This is a genomic window from Tissierella sp. (assembly GCF_032104385.1).
GTDB lineage: Bacteria > Bacillota > Clostridia > Tissierellales > Tissierellaceae > Tissierella.
In genome coordinates this window covers 62051-78755 of record NZ_DAMCHJ010000006.1, presented here as the reverse complement: position 1 = coordinate 78755, position 16705 = coordinate 62051, and the positions used below count along the sequence as shown (strand labels likewise).

General features: G+C 30.5%; 21 protein-coding genes and 1 riboswitch. All 21 genes read right to left on the bottom strand.

Features of this window, described 5'->3' with window-relative positions; genetic code table 11:
- Positions 1-14: 14 nt before the first annotated feature.
- The 21 genes from cobT to RT714_RS07765 all read right to left on the bottom strand — a co-directional run bounded on the left by cobT (position 15) and on the right by RT714_RS07765 (position 16703).
- Positions 15-1088, bottom strand: a complete 1074-nt coding sequence (cobT, locus tag RT714_RS07865; protein WP_313757025.1) for a nicotinate-nucleotide--dimethylbenzimidazole phosphoribosyltransferase — start codon at positions 1086-1088, stop codon at positions 15-17.
- A gap of 19 nt (positions 1089-1107) precedes the next feature.
- On the bottom strand, positions 1108-1362 hold the full coding sequence (locus RT714_RS07860; RefSeq protein ID WP_313757024.1) for a cysteine-rich small domain-containing protein: 255 nt from the start codon (positions 1360-1362) through the stop codon (positions 1108-1110).
- The gene (gene cobK, locus RT714_RS07855) at positions 1363-2106 is read right to left on the bottom strand and encodes a precorrin-6A reductase (RefSeq protein WP_313757023.1); all 744 of its coding nucleotides are present in this window, start codon (positions 2104-2106) and stop codon (positions 1363-1365) included. It lies immediately after the preceding gene.
- A complete protein-coding gene (gene cobJ, locus RT714_RS07850; protein WP_313757022.1) occupies positions 2103-2825 on the bottom strand; it encodes a precorrin-3B C(17)-methyltransferase in 723 nt (240 codons plus the stop codon). Before cobJ ends, cobK begins: the two co-directional genes overlap by 4 nt.
- Positions 2818-3843: a cobalt-precorrin 5A hydrolase gene (gene cbiG, locus RT714_RS07845; protein ID WP_313757021.1), complete on the bottom strand. Its 1026-nt coding sequence runs from the start codon at positions 3841-3843 to the stop codon at positions 2818-2820. The genes cobJ and cbiG overlap by 8 nt, the downstream gene beginning before the upstream one ends.
- Complete coding sequence (gene cobM, locus RT714_RS07840; RefSeq protein WP_313757020.1) at positions 3840-4595, bottom strand: precorrin-4 C(11)-methyltransferase; 756 nt, start codon at positions 4593-4595, stop codon at positions 3840-3842. Before cobM ends, cbiG begins: the two co-directional genes overlap by 4 nt.
- The gene (cbiT, locus tag RT714_RS07835) at positions 4588-5142 is read right to left on the bottom strand and encodes a precorrin-6Y C5,15-methyltransferase (decarboxylating) subunit CbiT (protein ID WP_313757019.1); all 555 of its coding nucleotides are present in this window, start codon (positions 5140-5142) and stop codon (positions 4588-4590) included. The genes cobM and cbiT overlap by 8 nt, the downstream gene beginning before the upstream one ends.
- Positions 5129-5725, bottom strand: a complete 597-nt coding sequence (cbiE, locus tag RT714_RS07830; RefSeq protein WP_313757018.1) for a precorrin-6y C5,15-methyltransferase (decarboxylating) subunit CbiE — start codon at positions 5723-5725, stop codon at positions 5129-5131. Before cbiE ends, cbiT begins: the two co-directional genes overlap by 14 nt.
- Positions 5719-6795 (bottom strand): cobalt-precorrin-5B (C(1))-methyltransferase CbiD, encoded by a 1077-nt coding sequence (gene cbiD / locus RT714_RS07825; protein ID WP_313757017.1) that lies wholly within the window; start codon positions 6793-6795, stop codon positions 5719-5721. Before cbiD ends, cbiE begins: the two co-directional genes overlap by 7 nt.
- The gene (locus RT714_RS07820; RefSeq protein ID WP_313757016.1) at positions 6792-7412 is read right to left on the bottom strand and encodes a precorrin-8X methylmutase; all 621 of its coding nucleotides are present in this window, start codon (positions 7410-7412) and stop codon (positions 6792-6794) included. Before RT714_RS07820 ends, cbiD begins: the two co-directional genes overlap by 4 nt.
- 2 nt (positions 7413-7414) lie before the next feature.
- Positions 7415-8734 (bottom strand): cobyrinate a,c-diamide synthase, encoded by a 1320-nt coding sequence (locus RT714_RS07815; protein WP_072976049.1) that lies wholly within the window; start codon positions 8732-8734, stop codon positions 7415-7417.
- The gene (locus RT714_RS07810; protein ID WP_313757015.1) at positions 8735-9784 is read right to left on the bottom strand and encodes a histidinol-phosphate transaminase; all 1050 of its coding nucleotides are present in this window, start codon (positions 9782-9784) and stop codon (positions 8735-8737) included.
- 44 nt (positions 9785-9828) lie between these two features.
- Positions 9829-10482 carry a precorrin-2 C(20)-methyltransferase gene (locus RT714_RS07805; protein WP_072976053.1) on the bottom strand — a complete coding sequence of 218 codons (654 nt, stop codon included), beginning with the start codon at positions 10480-10482 and terminating at the stop codon, positions 9829-9831.
- A complete protein-coding gene (locus RT714_RS07800; RefSeq protein WP_072976055.1) occupies positions 10482-11231 on the bottom strand; it encodes a sirohydrochlorin cobaltochelatase in 750 nt (249 codons plus the stop codon). Before RT714_RS07800 ends, RT714_RS07805 begins: the two co-directional genes overlap by 1 nt.
- Positions 11228-12031, bottom strand: coding sequence for an ATP-binding cassette domain-containing protein (locus RT714_RS07795; protein ID WP_313757014.1), 804 nt, complete (start codon positions 12029-12031; stop codon positions 11228-11230). Before RT714_RS07795 ends, RT714_RS07800 begins: the two co-directional genes overlap by 4 nt.
- Complete coding sequence (gene cbiQ, locus RT714_RS07790; RefSeq protein ID WP_216543947.1) at positions 12032-12712, bottom strand: cobalt ECF transporter T component CbiQ; 681 nt, start codon at positions 12710-12712, stop codon at positions 12032-12034.
- Positions 12696-12989, bottom strand: coding sequence for an energy-coupling factor ABC transporter substrate-binding protein (locus RT714_RS07785; protein WP_084725356.1), 294 nt, complete (start codon positions 12987-12989; stop codon positions 12696-12698). Before RT714_RS07785 ends, cbiQ begins: the two co-directional genes overlap by 17 nt.
- Complete coding sequence (locus RT714_RS07780; protein ID WP_313757013.1) at positions 12973-13701, bottom strand: energy-coupling factor ABC transporter permease; 729 nt, start codon at positions 13699-13701, stop codon at positions 12973-12975. Before RT714_RS07780 ends, RT714_RS07785 begins: the two co-directional genes overlap by 17 nt.
- 159 nt (positions 13702-13860) lie before the next feature.
- Positions 13861-14044: riboswitch (cobalamin riboswitch) on the bottom strand.
- Positions 14045-14091: 47 nt separating this feature from the next.
- Positions 14092-15024, bottom strand: coding sequence for an adenosylcobinamide-phosphate synthase CbiB (cbiB, locus tag RT714_RS07775; protein ID WP_313757012.1), 933 nt, complete (start codon positions 15022-15024; stop codon positions 14092-14094).
- A gap of 57 nt (positions 15025-15081) precedes the next feature.
- The gene (locus tag RT714_RS07770) at positions 15082-15939 is read right to left on the bottom strand and encodes a cobyric acid synthase (protein ID WP_313757011.1); all 858 of its coding nucleotides are present in this window, start codon (positions 15937-15939) and stop codon (positions 15082-15084) included.
- Positions 15940-15950: 11 nt separating this feature from the next.
- Positions 15951-16703, bottom strand: a complete 753-nt coding sequence (locus RT714_RS07765) for a sugar phosphate isomerase/epimerase (protein ID WP_313757010.1) — start codon at positions 16701-16703, stop codon at positions 15951-15953.
- Positions 16704-16705 lie beyond the last annotated feature (2 nt).

Below are 16705 nucleotides of genomic sequence, written 5' to 3'. Positions count from 1 at the left end.
CTTCTCACCTTCATTTATTCTTCTCTTATATCCACTAGTGCAGAGCTACTTAAGGATACCTCTTCAAATGTCCCCATATTTTCCAATGTATACATCCCAGCCTCTATAATTTGAAAAGCTAATGGACAACCTGTCCCCTCTCCTAATCTCATGCCTAGATTTAACATTGGTTTTAACTGTAATTCCTCTGCTACATGTTTTGCTCCTGGTTCCCCTGATAGATGGGAAGGAATTATATAGTCTCTAACCAATGGATTTAATTTAACAGCACAAAGAGCTGCAGATGATGATATAAATCCATCTACTACTATAGGTTTTTTGTTTTTAGCAGCTGATAAAAACAATCCACACATTCCGCCTATATCAAAACCACCTACTTTTGCTATTGTGTCTATTGGATCTTCTTTCTTGGGTTTGTTCAATTCTATTCCTTTTCTTATTACAGCCTTTTTATTAGTATGTTGCTCATCAGTAAGCCCTGCACCTTTACCACAAGTTATATCTACATCTAAATCTGCTAAGACTGATAAAACTGCTGCCGCAGTAGTAGTATTTCCTATTCCTACTTCTCCAGTACCTAAAATATCATATCCTTCCCCATATAATTTATCACCAATTTCAATACCTGTCTCTATGGCTTTAATTGCTTCATCATAAGTCATTGCAGGTTCTTTTACAAAATTCTTTGTTCCATCTGCTATTTTTCTATTTATTATTCTAGGATCATTTATTTCTCCTATTACCCCTAAATTTACTGTAACAATATTAGTATTTGCATATTTTCCTAAGGTAGCAACACCTGTTAATCCTTTAGGCATACTTTCTGTTAACACCTTAGTAAAGATTTGAGGTGCTGAGCTTACTCCTTCTTCTACTACTCCGTTGTCACTACACATTACGACTATGGCTCTTTTCTCAATTTTATTAATTACTTTCCCAGTCATACCTGCTATTTTTATAGTAGCTTCTTCTAAGGTACCTAAACTGCCTACTGGCTTAACTAAACCATCCCATTTTTCCCTAGCTAATTTCTTTGCCTCTTCATTTGAAGGCGTTATTGAGCTTATAGTTTCTTTTAATAGATTCATATGTATTCCACCCTTTTTATTATTTATTCCTTTTCATATTGTTTCTCTCAATTAATTTTTTGTTTATATAATCGTATCCATTTGGTCTATGTGGTATAAGACAGTTGGAGCAATCCTTAACACCATAATTTTCTATATGATTTCCACCACATTCTTCCATAAGATATAGTGGACAATAGCAAAACATACAGTTGAATTCTTCTTCATTTTCTACCTTGTGACATGGGAAATAATCACAATCTGTGTTTCTATAAAACCTATATGAATTCTCCATTTATTCTCCCCCTTTACTTTTTTCCCTAATGACTTTTTCTATTGAGTCTAAATCATTAATTCCTTTTTCATCTTCCCTGCCTATTATTATTGGTACTACACCTAATTCACTACAGGCCTGTAATTTTTCTAGGGTTCCGCCTTTATCTCCACTATCCTTCATAACACAATATTCTGTCTTGTATTCCTCAAGCATAGCTTTATTATATTCTTTAGAAAATGGACCTAATACTGCTACTATATCTTTCATCTGTATATTATATTTTCTACATTCTTCTATGCTTTCAATAGCCGGAAGTATTCTATAGATAAATCTATTATTTCCTCGTATTTTCTCAAAATCTCCAATATTTTTAGATCCTGTAGTAAAAAATACTGTACCAGAAATTGTTGATAGATAGTCATAGGCTTCCTCATAGTTATTTAAATAAACAGCATTTCCCCCTAGATATATTTTATCCCTCATATATCTAATATAGTATATTCCCAAATCCTTTGCCACCTTTTTAGCATTTTGTGATACTATTTCAGCATATGGATGTGTTAGATCTGCTATTAAAGAAATTTGATTTTCTTTACAAAATTCTACCATTTCCTGATAATTCATTCTTCCAACTAATACCCTATTACTATTTATAAACTCTTTTCCTCCATCTGTAGCTATGGTAACAATATAGTTATTTAAGTCCTTTATTCTATCTACTATTTCCCTAGCCTCACTGGTACCACCTATTATCCAAATCATTTTATATTATATCCCCTAGGTGTGATAATTCTATTATTCTTTATATAAGAATTTGAATTTCCTATAAGGAGTACAGATAGCATGTCTACCTTTTCATAATCTATATTATCTAAAGTAGTAACTGTTATTTCTCTGCCTGCTCTTCCTGAATTTTTAACTATACCTACTGGAGTACTTCCCTTTCTATGGTTTAAAATTATATTTACTGCCTTTTCTAGATGAGTTTTTCTTCCCTTTGATTTAGGATTATATATGGTAATGACAAAATCTGACTCTGCTGCTTTTTCTAATCTATTTTCTATTACTTCCCATGGAGTCAATAAATCAGATAAACTGATGGAAGCGTAATCATGCATAATAGGGGATCCTAGTTCTGCCGCTGCTGAAAATGAAGCAGTTACCCCTGGTATTACTTCTACTTCTATATCTTCTGCTAACTCAAGAATTGGTCCTGCCATTCCATAAAGCCCTGCATCTCCTGTACTTACTATTGCTGTATCCTTTCCATTTCTCACCATGTCTATGGCAACTTTACACCTCTCTATTTCTCCTTTCATTCCTGTAGAAAACAATTCTTTTCCTTCTACTAGGTCGCCAAGATATTCAATATATGGTGTATATCCTACTATTACATCACTAGTTCTTATTACTTCTACTGCTTTATAGGTCATATGCTCTCTTCCACCTGGACCTATTCCTACTACGTATAATTTAGCCATTTCTTATCTCCTTTGATATTGATATTGTAATCCCATTATGTTTAGATTTATTTACAATTAATTTTCCACCAAGCAAGTATGCAGAAGGCTCTGATACTGAATAAACACCTATATTATCCTTAACAAATTGAGATTTATCAAATTTATCTTGTACCTCTTTTATTTCATCTATAGTAAATATTTTCATTGGACAATTAAAATACTTTGATGCATCTATAATTCCTTTTTCATCTTTTTTCACCTCAACTGTACCAATAGCTTTTATACTATTAACAGATAATTTTGCCTTGTAGAAAACCTCTTCTATGGCTTCTATTATCCTCATACCTTCTATGCCCTTCCTGCATCCCAATCCAATATTAATATTCCTTGGTCTTAAATATGCAATTGGTATATTAATATTTTGTAAATTTATATCCTGAGAGCTGACAATAATCATACCATCTATATTAGGATTTATATAGTCCAAATCTTCCAATACTGTAAGATTAGGATAATTTATTATTTTATTATCCTCTGAATAAAATCCTATGTTTTTTCCATTTACCATCTTAGCTGTTATCTTTTTTATAGATTCCATGTCTTCCAAATAATATTTATTCCTCTTGGCAAATAAATCTACAGCTTCTATTTTTCTATTATCTGATGCTGTTGTAATAACTGGAATTGCATTTATCTTTTCTCCCAACCATTCTGATAGTTCATTTGCCCCTCCTAGATGTCCAGATAATAGAGATATGGAAAATCTTCCGCAATCATCTATAACTACAACAGCTGGATCTTTTATTTTATCTTTTATATATGGAGTTATCATTCTCACTGCTATTCCAGTTGATGAGATAAATACTAAACCATCATATTCATTCCAAACATAATTCATTATCCCTTTTATCTTATCTTCTACTTCTCCATTAGCATAGTGAGTTAATACATACTTTCCATCATCTTTATTTAGATTTTTTAGCCTATCACCTATTAGTTTCCCCTTTTCCGTAAATGATAGACAAGCTATTTTCATTTTGATGCACTCCTAAACTTATGGGTAAAGCTTGGGTCATATAACTTTGACCTTTCATATTCTCCTTCTATAAAATCCCCTACTAAGATTTGTGCCATTTTATTAATGCCTTCTTCCTTTACCTTTTTCTCTATATCTTTAAGTGTTCCATATATTATCTTTTCATCTTCCCAAGTAGCTTTATATATTATGGCTACTGGCACATCATCTCTTCCATAACCCTTTACTAATTTTTCTACTACTCTACTTATTTCTTGTACTGATAAAAATATTGCCATGGATGCTTTATGTTTAGCCAAAGACTCTAAATCTTCTTCCTTCGGTACTGGAGTACGCCCCTCTATTCTAGTTAATATAATTGTTTGACTAACATCTGGAAGTGTAAACTCCTTTTTTATAGATGCACAGGCTCCAGTAAAAGAACTAACTCCGGGAACTACTTCATAAGAAATTTCCTTATTATCTAATAAATCCATCTGTTCTCTTATGGCTCCATATATTGTAGGATCTCCTGTATGTAATCTAACTACCTTTAAATCATCTTTTACTGCCACATCCATTACTTCAATTACTTCTTCTAATGTCATTGAGGCAGAATTATATATTCTAGCTCCTTCCTTGCAAAATTCCAAATGTTCCTTAGATACTAAAGAGCCTGCATATATAACTACATCAGCTTCCTCCAAAAGCTTTCTCCCCTTAACTGTAATTAAGTCTACATTCCCTGGTCCTGCACCTACAAAACTAATCATCATATTTCACTCCTTTTACTATAAATATTGGGTTTTGTCCTTTTAAAAGCCCTATTTTATCCATGACAGATATTTGTACTAATTGTACTTCTATATCTCTATAATTATATTTATTTAATAGTTCCATAAACTGGTTTAAATTTTTTAGGGTTATAAAATTCCCACATAATATTCCCTTATCTTCTAAACTTTCTTCTAAATATAAAAATATCTCTTCTAATTTACCACCAGAGCCGCCTATAAAACATTTATTAAACTTTTGATTCGGAAGATTTTTGGGAGCTTCTCCATGTAATATATTAACTTCTACATTGAATTTATTAGAATTACATTTAATTAATCTTATTCCTTCTTCTTCTCTTTCAATTGACCAAACCTTAGCACCATGAGTAGCTGCTTCTATAGATACAGAACCTGTTCCTGCTCCTATATCAAGTAGTCTATCTCCTTCTTCTATTGACAGATATCCCATAATTAATATTCTAATATTAAATTTAGTCATGGGAATATTTCCCCTTATAAAATCTTCATCTCTAATCCATTTCATTTTCAACTACCACCACTCCAAGAAATGAAATATTCTCTATTTCTTCTCCAATATTTTTTATAATTATTTTCTCATCATCATAAGATAGGTTAAATCCTACATAAATCTTTCCTTTAATATTTAATTTATATAATTCCTTTGATATTTTATTAGGTGAATTGTCTTTATCCACTAACAATATACTAATTTTATTGGATTTAACACTATCTAGATTTTCATTTCTTCCATGAAGAGATAGAAAATTTGCCTCTTGCCATGATTTTTGAAGCTTTCCCATCATATATTGAAAGGATGATAATCCAGGCAGTACTTCCTTTACTTTTAATCCTTTTTTCTTTAAATAATCCACTATGCCAAAAAAATTCGGATCTCCTGAAGCCAGTAATAGTAGTTCTTTTTCCATATCTATGTATTTCATTATTTCTTCTACTTTATTTACCTCTATAATATCATCTCTAATGGACTTAAGGGAATTTGCCACCCTTCCAAAGGCTAAGATATGACTTGCATTTTCTATTCTCATCCTTACATCACAAGTTAAATATTTTGGATTCCCCGGGCCTACTCCAGCTACAGTTAACATAGGGTTACACCTCTTTCCATAGAATAAATGATTACCTTTACTTTGTAATTTTCATCCTTTAGATACTTCCTTATCCTATCCTCAGCTCCCTTTTCCATACGCCTTATGACTTCACCATAGCCAGCATCTATACATATATTTAGTCCTTCCTCTGCAGTAACGGCATTATTTACTCTATTAAGTAATTCCATTGGTGCTCCCATAAGTGCTAAATAATATATAAAGGCTTCCATTCGACCATCACAGACCTTACTATGGGTATTAAATACACCTATGGATAATTTAGAGAATTTACCTACATGACCTATCAAAGTTATGGATTTAAACCCTTTATTGTAAATATATAATAAACTATCCCCTAAAAAATTTGATACCTTTACTTTAGGCTCATTTATCCCTAATTCTTCTGCTAATTTCTCTCCATAGTTTCCCGGTACTAAAACAATATTAGATTTTCCATAAGTTTCTTCCAACATATCTATTTCCATATATATTGTCTTTATAAGAGCTTCCTCCGACATGGGATATACTATTCCTTTAGTACCTATAATTGATATCCCACCTTCAATGCCAATATTTTCATTAAAAGTCTTCTTTCCAATTTCTTCTCCTTGAGGTGCAAATATTAAAATATCATATCCACTATTTGAAACTTCTCTTACTTCCTTTTCTATCATCTGTCTTGGTACTGGATTTATTGCTGCCTCTCCTACTTTGCCAAATAACCCTTTTCTTCTTATTCTTCCTATTCCCTGTCCACCTTCTATAATAACTTGTCCGTCATCTCTCTTTGATAATGTTGCATATATTTCTATTCCATCTGTATTGTCTGGGTCATCTCCTGCATCCTTTATAATTGAACATGTAGCCTTTTTACCGTCAATAGATGGATTATTTACTTCTAGCTTTAATTTAATATTTGCCGGAGTATCTATTTCCACATATTTTACTGTCTCTCCTGTTTCAATCATAATTGCTGCTGCCTTGGCTGCTCCTGCTGCACAACTACCCGTAGTATATCCACATCTCAAACTTTTTCCTTCTTTTATTATATATAAATCTAAGCTCATCTACCTACCACCATATATAATAGAGCATTGATTATTGAGGCTGCTACATTGCTTCCTCCTTTATTTCCAACTGTAGATATGGAAGGCATATTAAACTCCCTTAAATATTCCTTAGACTCAGCGGCTCCAACAAAACCAACGGGAACTCCCACTATAAATCTTGGAATAACTTTACCTTCTTTGACTAATTCCAATATCCTAAATAATGCTGTAGGTGCATTTCCTATTACGAATATATCAATTCCCTCCCCTACAGCTAAATCCACAGCACAGGCTGATCTTGTAGTGCCAAGCTCTTTGGATAATGAAAATACCCTATCATCATCTATAAAACATTTCAATTCACAACCAGCCTTTGCTAGTGCTGGTTTATTAATACCAGTATATGCCATCTTAGTATCAGTAAATATAGTCTTTCCTTCTGAAATAGTTTTTTTAGCCTCTTTAATAAAATTATTCTTGAATACAATTATATTTCTATAGTCAAAATCCCCAGTTGTATGAATCATTCTCTTTGCTACTATCTTTTCTTCCTCTGAAAATTTAGTATCTCCCATAACTTCATCTATAATGTCCATACTTTTATTTTCTATTTCCATAGGATTTTTAATATACACTATTATCCCTCTCTTCTTATGTTTTCTACATTATCCAGTAAATAATTAAAAGCCTCCATATTTCCAAGGAAATTAATATGCTGATAATAGGCCAATACATTTTTATAAATATATCCACATTGCCATTTTTTCTTAATATTCATTGGTTTAGTAATATTAAATACTGGTTCTTCTCTTAGTTCTATTATAGAGCGATGATATTCATTTCCTGTAATCATACTTTCTCTTTTCCCCAATAGAGTATCTTTATTTAATAAAATATTTACATATCCAAATCTTTGCAATCTGCCTGTCATAGTAGCACTACCATTGAATAGATTACACATTGAATAGTCTTCTATAGAAGATACTAAATACATAAATCCCCCTGCCTCAGCTATAATAGGCTTTCCAGTCATGGCATTTTCTCTTATAGAGCTAATCATCTCTATATTTGAAGATAACTCCTCTTTATATAATTCTGGATAACCTCCGCCAATATATATAAAATCTGATTTAGGAACCATATTATCCCTAATAGGAGAGAAATATTTTACATTGCATATATTCTCAAACAAATTTAAGTTTTCATTATAGTAAAAGTTAAATGCTTCGTCATAGGCTATAGCAACATCTATATTTCTTTTTCTTTCATATTTATAGGAAGAAACTTCTATTTCTTTAGATAATTTCAATATTTTATCTATATCTATTGTTTTTTCTACAGATTCAGCTGTCCTAGATATTAACTCCTCACAATCAGTATTTTCATAGGTTTGCATCAATCCTAGATATCTAGATTCAACTTCTAAAGAAATATCCTTCGGAAGATATCCTAATACTTCTATATCTATATACTCCTCTATCTTTTCTTTTAATAATAAAAACATCTCTTTATTAACCTTGTTTAATATAATACCTTTTATCTTTGAGCCAGGGAAATCTACCATTCCTTTAATCTTGGGAATAACTGAAAACATCTCTCCCTGAGGTCTATAAACTAATATTGCAGGAATATCTAATTCTTTAGATATATCAAAGCTTGAATTTTCATAAGTATTATATATACCATCAAAATATCCCATAACACCTTCTATAACACCATATTCTCCATTATTCATAGACAAGGATTTTTTTATACCACTTCTTCCCATTAAATGTATATCAAGATTTCCAGCTCTTTTTCCAGATGCAAGCTCTAAATATTTTGTATCAATAAAATCAGGTCCTGTCTTAAAAGCAGAAACATCTAATCCTCTATTTCTAATTGCCCTAATAATTCCAAGAGTAATAGTGGTTTTTCCTGTATTGCTCGATGGAGCTGTTATCATTATAGTCCTCATCTAAACGCTCTCCAATTCCTTGAAAATTCTTATAAGTTTTATGTTGTTTTCCCTATCCTTTATAGCCACTCGAATATATCCTTCTGGTAAGTCTACAAAACTAGAACATTTCCTGATAACTATCCCCCTGTGTAAAAAGAAATTAAATACATATTCCTCATTCCATTTTAATAGCTTAATTAATATATAGTTTGTTTCTGTAGGAAATACGATTATGTTAGAAAGTTTTGATAACTCTTGATACATATTTTTCCTTTCATTTTCTATATATCTTTTACTCTCATCTATATATTGCTTATCATTAAATATAAAATTACCTGCTGCTTCAGCGAAGGAATTTACACTCCAAGGTAACTGTATATTATATATTTTATCAGCTAATTCCCTTGATGTACATCCATAACCTAAACGAATACCAGGTAATGCAAAAAATTTTGTAGCAGCCCTTATGATACCTAAGTTTTCATAATTTGTTTGTCTAAATAACTCTATACTATCATAATCCATGGAGCAAAATTCAAAAAAAGCCTCATCTAACAATAAATATGCTTCTGCCTTTTTAACCATATTATATATCATTATAAGTTCTATTTTATCTATTCTAAGACCTGTTGGATTATTTGGATTACCTAGTATTAACAAATCATCTTTCTCTATTTTATTTCCTATATCTAAAATATCTATGGTGAAATCAGAGTTATATGGAACTCTAATTACCTCTTTTCCATGTATAATACTTCTTTTTTCATATTCTAAAAAAGAAGGCGTGCAAACTATTACTCTATTAGCTAAAATTATAAAATTATCTATCAATTCTACAGCACCATTACCAACTATTACATTGTTTTCATTGCAATTCAAATAATTGGCTACAGAATCTTTTAGCCTTCTATATTTAATATCCGGATATGCCTCTAAATTTTTAAAACTATCTATAATTATCTTTTCTAAACCTTTTGGTGGTCCCAATGGATTTATATTGCTACTGTAATCTATTAACTCACCATCATAGCATCCTTCATATGATAGTAAGTCTCCTCCATGCTCCATTTTATCACCTTCTTTGTATAATTTAAAATATCAAATTAAATATATTAGTCTTTTCTAGCTATAATCAATGATATATAGTCCTTATCATTTAATATATCTTCTTTATCACTTAATATTTCCTGTTCTTCCAAGGTAGCTCTTTTAATATATTTATAACTAAAGCCATTACCTTCTAATGCATTTAGTATATTCTCCTTTTCTTTTATGGTTTTTAATATAGCTATTGAATCTATATTCTCTAGCAATTCCTCTTTAAACTCATCACATAATATAAAATTTTCTCCTTTTAAAGTTATGGGAGTCCTACTCTTTCCTGCCGCTGCCACAAAGGATGGAATTCCTGATATTATTTCTATATCTATATCCTTACCTTCTAATTCTTCCATAATATATATAAATGTACTATAAATCATAGGATCACCTATAGTAAGAAATGAGCCTATAGCACCTTCAGGTATTTTTTCCAATATTAATTCAGAAGCTTTTTTATAGTCCTCTCTAGTAACATTTCCCATGGGAAAATCAATAAAGATTATTGGTTTATCTTGGATAAAATCTCTTGCAGTATCTATAGCCATGTTTTTCCCCCTATTATTTGGGGCAAATATAACTGATGAATCTTCCATAGCTTTAACAGCTTTAATGGTTAAAAGCTCCTTATCTCCTGGTCCTGTGCCAATTCCATATAGTTTTTTCATTATTTCTCTCCTATTATATCCTCAAGATGCTCTAGAAATATATCTTGGATAATTTTATACTCTCCAAGACCTTTAAGACTTACTTCAACTTCATATCCTTCTTTTTCAAGTATTGATTTCCAAGAATCTTCATCCTCAGACGCCATATCGTTTATTGCATGATCTCCTGCTACTAACATAAATGGTCTAAGCTTAACTTTTTTAATATTCTTTCCTTTTAAATCTATTATGATATCATCAATTGTTTTTCTACCTTCTACTGTACCAATAAACACATTTGTAAAACCCTTTTCATGATAAATATTTTCTAAATTTTCATAGGCAATATCTGCCTTATGATCAGAACCATGTCCCATAAATACCATTGCCTCATTTACATTTAATTCATTACTTCCTATTTCTTCGGCAATTTTTATATTATCATCTCTTAAACTTAATAAGGGTAGTCCTACCTTTAGATTATATTTAGTGAGTTTTTCATATTCATGACCCGGAATTATATGAAGTGGTTGAATATATATTTCATCCACACCTTGAGCCTTCATTTCCTCTATAGCTTCCTTAGGATTAAAAACATTAATTCCATCCCTTTTTTTTAAAATATTAATAACCATCCCTGAAGTAAAGGCTCTAAGAACCAAATACTCCTTATATTTTTCTTTTATTATATTTTCTATACTTTCAATACAAAGTTTACGAGTGTTTTCATGAGTTGTTCCAAAACTTGCCACTATTATTCCTTTTTTCATAGGTTCTCCTTTCCATTATATGCTATAAAATCTTCTTCATTCTTAAACAAAGGTGTACCAAATTTCTCATGTATTCTAATTAACCAAGGCTTTACTAAATATGCTTCATCTACTAAATTATCTTTTAAAAAAATTTCTTGTGGTATTCCTTCTCCAATAATACTACCTTTTCTAAGTATATATATATAGTCACATATATCATAAATTAAATCCATATCATGACTTGATATTATAATATTTTTATCCTTACTTATTTCATTGATTATACCTTTCATCTGTTTGCTCATATAAGGATCAAGTCCAGCTGTAGGCTCATCTAATAACAGCACCCTAGAATTCATAACCAATACACCAGCAATAGCAACTCTTTTCTTCTGTCCATAACTTAAAAAATGTACCGGTTTATTGGCTAAATCAAGACCATTAACTTCATCAAGTGCATGAACTACCTTTTCCTTTATTATATCCTCAGATATACCAATATTTCTTAGAGAAAATGCTATATCATCAAATACATTGGAATAAAATATTTGGTGCTCTGGATTTTGAAATACAATATTCACTTGTTTTCTATATTCTCTTAAATAGGATTTACTATATTTTATAGGAATATCATTATATTTTACAAAACCTTTACTAGGTCTAAGAATACCCATAATATTTAGAAACAAAGTAGATTTACCTGAACCATTAGCTCCAATAATTCCTATTACTTTGCCCTTTGACATATCCATATTTATGTTATTTAGTGCTTTTGTACCATCCTCATATTCATAATATAGATTTTCTACTTTTATCATTTAATCACCTAGTTTAAAATCCCCATCATATAATTTACATTCCAGAGATATATTCATTTCTCTATATTTTAAAAATACCCTAAGAAAGAGATTTCTAATTAATAAAGATGTAGATTTTAATGTATTTTTATTATTTTCATAACCAAATTTCATAGTTTGTGCCAGATAGATATTACTTGCTTCCTCAATAAATATAAATATACTTCTATAAATTAGTACCATCAATTCTATAAACAAACTAGGTATCTTTGTCCTTTTTAAAACTTTGATAATGTCAATTATTGGAGTAGTTAATATTAAAAAATATACAGATGTTAAAGATGATAATACTGTAGTAAACAATTTAGTTACAGTAAATAGAGAAGTTTTAGTTATACCAATATACATATTCCCAATCCTAAGATAATGAAGATAATTATCACCATTAATTGAAACCATTATTGTGATTAAACTAATTATTAAAAAAGAAATAGGCAAAAGAAGCATCTTAAAATAGTTTTTAAATGGTACTTTAGCTATGACTACAACCAAAGTCACCATAATAGTAATAGTTAGCAAGTCAAAATAATAGTTATTAATTAATCTTGGTAATACTATTCCTCCACAGGCAAAAATAATCTTTACCTGTGGAGGATAATCCTTTAGTTTATTAGTATATGCATATCTATCTATTAGCAGCAACTTTGCGTCTTTCCTTTAATACACCGAAAATATATCCCATAAGACCTGCCCCTATGGCAACTTGAAGAGAAAAAAGCAAACTCTCTATCTCCCCACTTGGTGGCTCCCATAACGATTCAAACCAGGGCTCATAATCAGGACTTATTTCTTGTATTACTCCTTCTGCCTCTCCATCTGCACCTTCAAACTCTGAATCTCCTTTGAGAATTAAGGGAGTGATTATTATTATCATTATTAAAAGTAATAAAATAATGTTTTGTTTAAATAGACTCTTCAATTTTAAGCACTCCTTCTTTTCTATATTCTTGAATAAGGTTAAATACCATTAAAGTTATTATTCCTTCAACAATTGCCAATGGTATTTGTGTAACAGCAAATACAGACATAAATTTAGTAAGAGATGCAGCAAATCCTCCTGTAGCATCTGGAAATGCGAAGGAAAGTTGAATTGATGTAATTACATAAGTAGCCAAATCTCCCAATGCTGCAGCTAAGAAAACAGCTAAACTCTTATTTTTTCCTTCCTTACCTAATGCCTTGTAAATACCATAGGAAACAAGGGGTCCTACTACAGCCATTGAAAATGAATTTGCTCCTAATGTGGTAATTCCTCCGTGGGCTAATAATAATGCTTGAAATAATAATACAATGATTCCTATGACAGTCATAGTTGTTGGCCCAAATAATATTGCACCTAGTCCTACACCTGTTGGATGGGAGCAAGAACCAGTAACAGAAGGAATCTTAAGAGCAGATAAAACAAATGCAAATCCTCCTACTAATCCTAGAAGCATCTTTTGATCCTGTCCTTGTTTTAAACTCCTTCCCAATCTTTTAAATCCAATCACTAAAAATGGTAAAGTCAATACTGCCCATACAATTGCCCATTTAAGAGGTAGAAATCCTTCCATAATATGCATTGCATGTGCCATCTGTGGGGTTATAATTAAAACAAATAAAGCAGCCCACATTAATAATTTCTTTTTCATAAAATCACCTCACATTTATTTATAAAGGATAAACCCTTTATTTCTTTGTAGATGACCTATGAGGAAAATAGAAAATCCCTAACCTGAAATAGATTAGGGATGGAAATCATAATAAATTAACTATAATTATATAGTTTAAGTTTTTCCTTCCCTCCGAAGGTCACTTTGATAATATTAGGCAGGTCTCCTGACTTGTGAATCATTTTACTGTCAACGCCTTCCCAGATTTTATTTTCCGGTGGCATAAGTTGATTTCATCATCACTTACAGTAGCGGGGGCTGTATGGGGTTTACACCCATTTCCCTATTATTCTTGTATAGAACCTAATATATTCAATTAATTTTTCATTTTAAATGCTATCATAAAATTATATTTAATACAAGATATTTTTATAGACAAAAAATTAAAATATAAATAAGTAATAATACCATCTCACTTCGATACATAATTTCTATAGTATTCCTTATATCTGCCCTACTAATTTTTTTAATCTTATCTCCTATATTTGGCTTTTTAAAAAGCTTGCCATGATAATAATTATTTCCTCCCAACTGAATATCTAAAAGCCCTGCAACAGCTCCTTCTGGATATGCACAATTAGGGCTTTTATGATTTTTTCTATCTCTAATCATGATTTTAAAGCCATTTCTTATATTAAATCTAAATATAGAACCAATGCACATAAATACTCCAGTAATCCTAGCAGGAATGTAATTAAACATATCATCTACCTTTGCAGGGAAAAAGCCTAAATCTATATATTTTTCATTCTTATATCCTAACATCGAATCCATAGTATTAACAAACTTATATGCTAGTCCTCCTGATGCTCCTAAAAATATTATATAAAATAAAGGTGCAATGACTCCATCAGATGTATTCTCTGCTACGGTTTCAACTGTTGCCCTTATGATTTCTTCTTCCGAAAGGTTTTTAGTTTCTCTGCCAACTATATAAGAAAGTCTTGTTCTAGCCTCTTCTATACCTATATCTAAAGCCTTTGATACTTTTATAGCCTCATTATGTAAGCATCTTGCTGCTATACATGTATAGATTAGATAAGTATTTACTATAGTATAAATGATTTTATATTGTCTTATGGATTTTAATAATATATATGGGATAAAAAAGCCAATAGAAATATTAACCATAACTATAATAAATCCTGAAAGTTTTAGTCCTTTCTTTGATTGAGTAACTTTTCTAGCTATTTTTTCTTCAAAGGAAATGATTCTTCCCATAAGTTTTACAGGATGAGGAAAACTATATGGATCTCCTATAACGAAATCTAATATAACTCCTAATATTATACTAATTAACATATTAATTTCTCCTTAACAGCCACCATAAGTGGCACTTACATTGTTAATTGCTCTTTGTTAACCGTTAATTGTCCTATTAATTCTCATTATTTTATAAATATAATCTATATCCATATTTTCTCGTAATATAGCAGCTAATTTATTTAACTCCTCTTCCATCTGCTCTTCCGTTTGTAGACTTGTATTACATTGCTTTTCGTAGTCAACTAGACTATCTTCATCCACTAATTCAAAATGTGAAAAAGGTATAGTACCTATTACTGGTATATTTAATAATTCTTCAATCATCTCTATACCAGAATCTAAAAGAGTCTTATCTCCCCTGAATTTATTTATTATAAGTCCCTTTATTCTTTTCTTTTCATGTTCTTCCAATAGCATTACAGTACCATAAAGGGAGGCAAATACTCCTCCTCTATCTATGTCAGCAACTAAAAGCACTGGGGCATCTGCCATCTCCGCCATGCCCATATTTACTATATCGTTTTGTTTTAGGTTTATTTCTGCTGGACTACCTGCTCCTTCTATAACTACAATATCATTTTCTTTTTCTATCTCTTTATATATATTAAGTATCATTGGTCTAAGACTACTTTTATATTTAAAATATTCTACTGCTTCCATATCTTCTTTATCCTCGCCTTTTATAACAACCATAGACCCTTTATCTGATTTTGGTATAAGTAAGATTGGATTCATATTTGGATGTGGCTCAAGCCCTCCAGCTATTGCTTGTAAAGTTTGAGCAGTGCTTATTTTATATCCTTCTTTTGTAGTATAATATTTTGACGACATATTTTGGGATTTAAATGGATAAACCTTATATCCATCTTCTTTAAATATCCTGCAAAGTCCCGTACACATAAGACTCTTACCTGCCGAAGACGTGGTTCCTTGTACCATAATATTTGCCATATCTTTTCCTCCTACCTATATCTTTCTATTTCTTTTTTTAAATTATCTACCTTATATTCCAAAGACAATACTGGTTCTAGACCATATTTATCTAATATAGAATATAAACTTCTTATCTCATCTTGGGTTGGACTCTGATGCTCATCATATAATCCATCATTAGAATGTATATGAATATATACTATATATTCTTTAAGCTCTCTTATCCATTCTTCTATTGAAACTTTTCCCAATTTAGCATGTCCTATATCTAAATTAACTTTAATATTAGTTAAATTTATAGTTTCTATTAATTCCTTTAACATCATTGGAGTTTCTTCAAATATATTTTCTAACAATATCAACCCTTTATAATCTGGTACTTCTTTCAATATTTCTTCCCAAAATTCTTTATTTTGAGTATTGTTTAACTTTCTTAGAAATGGCTGATTTAAATATGGATTTATCTGACTATGAAATATTAGATAATCTATATCCAGTTCTTTAGCTACCTTTATAGTATATAAATATCTATTATAGCTTACTTCCCTAATTAATTTATCTGGACTTGAAGGTTTTAAGTCTAAAAATGGTCCATGTAAAGCTTTAATATTATTAAACTCTTGAAATTTTTCTTTATATTTAGATACTATTTTGTTAGCCTCAAGTATGGATAAATTGGGTTCTGTAAAATCTTGTATTTCAACTCCCATATTTAGACTTTTTAATTCTTCTATATTTAAACTATCAATAGTAGAGATAGTTCTTAATATCTTTCTTCCCATAA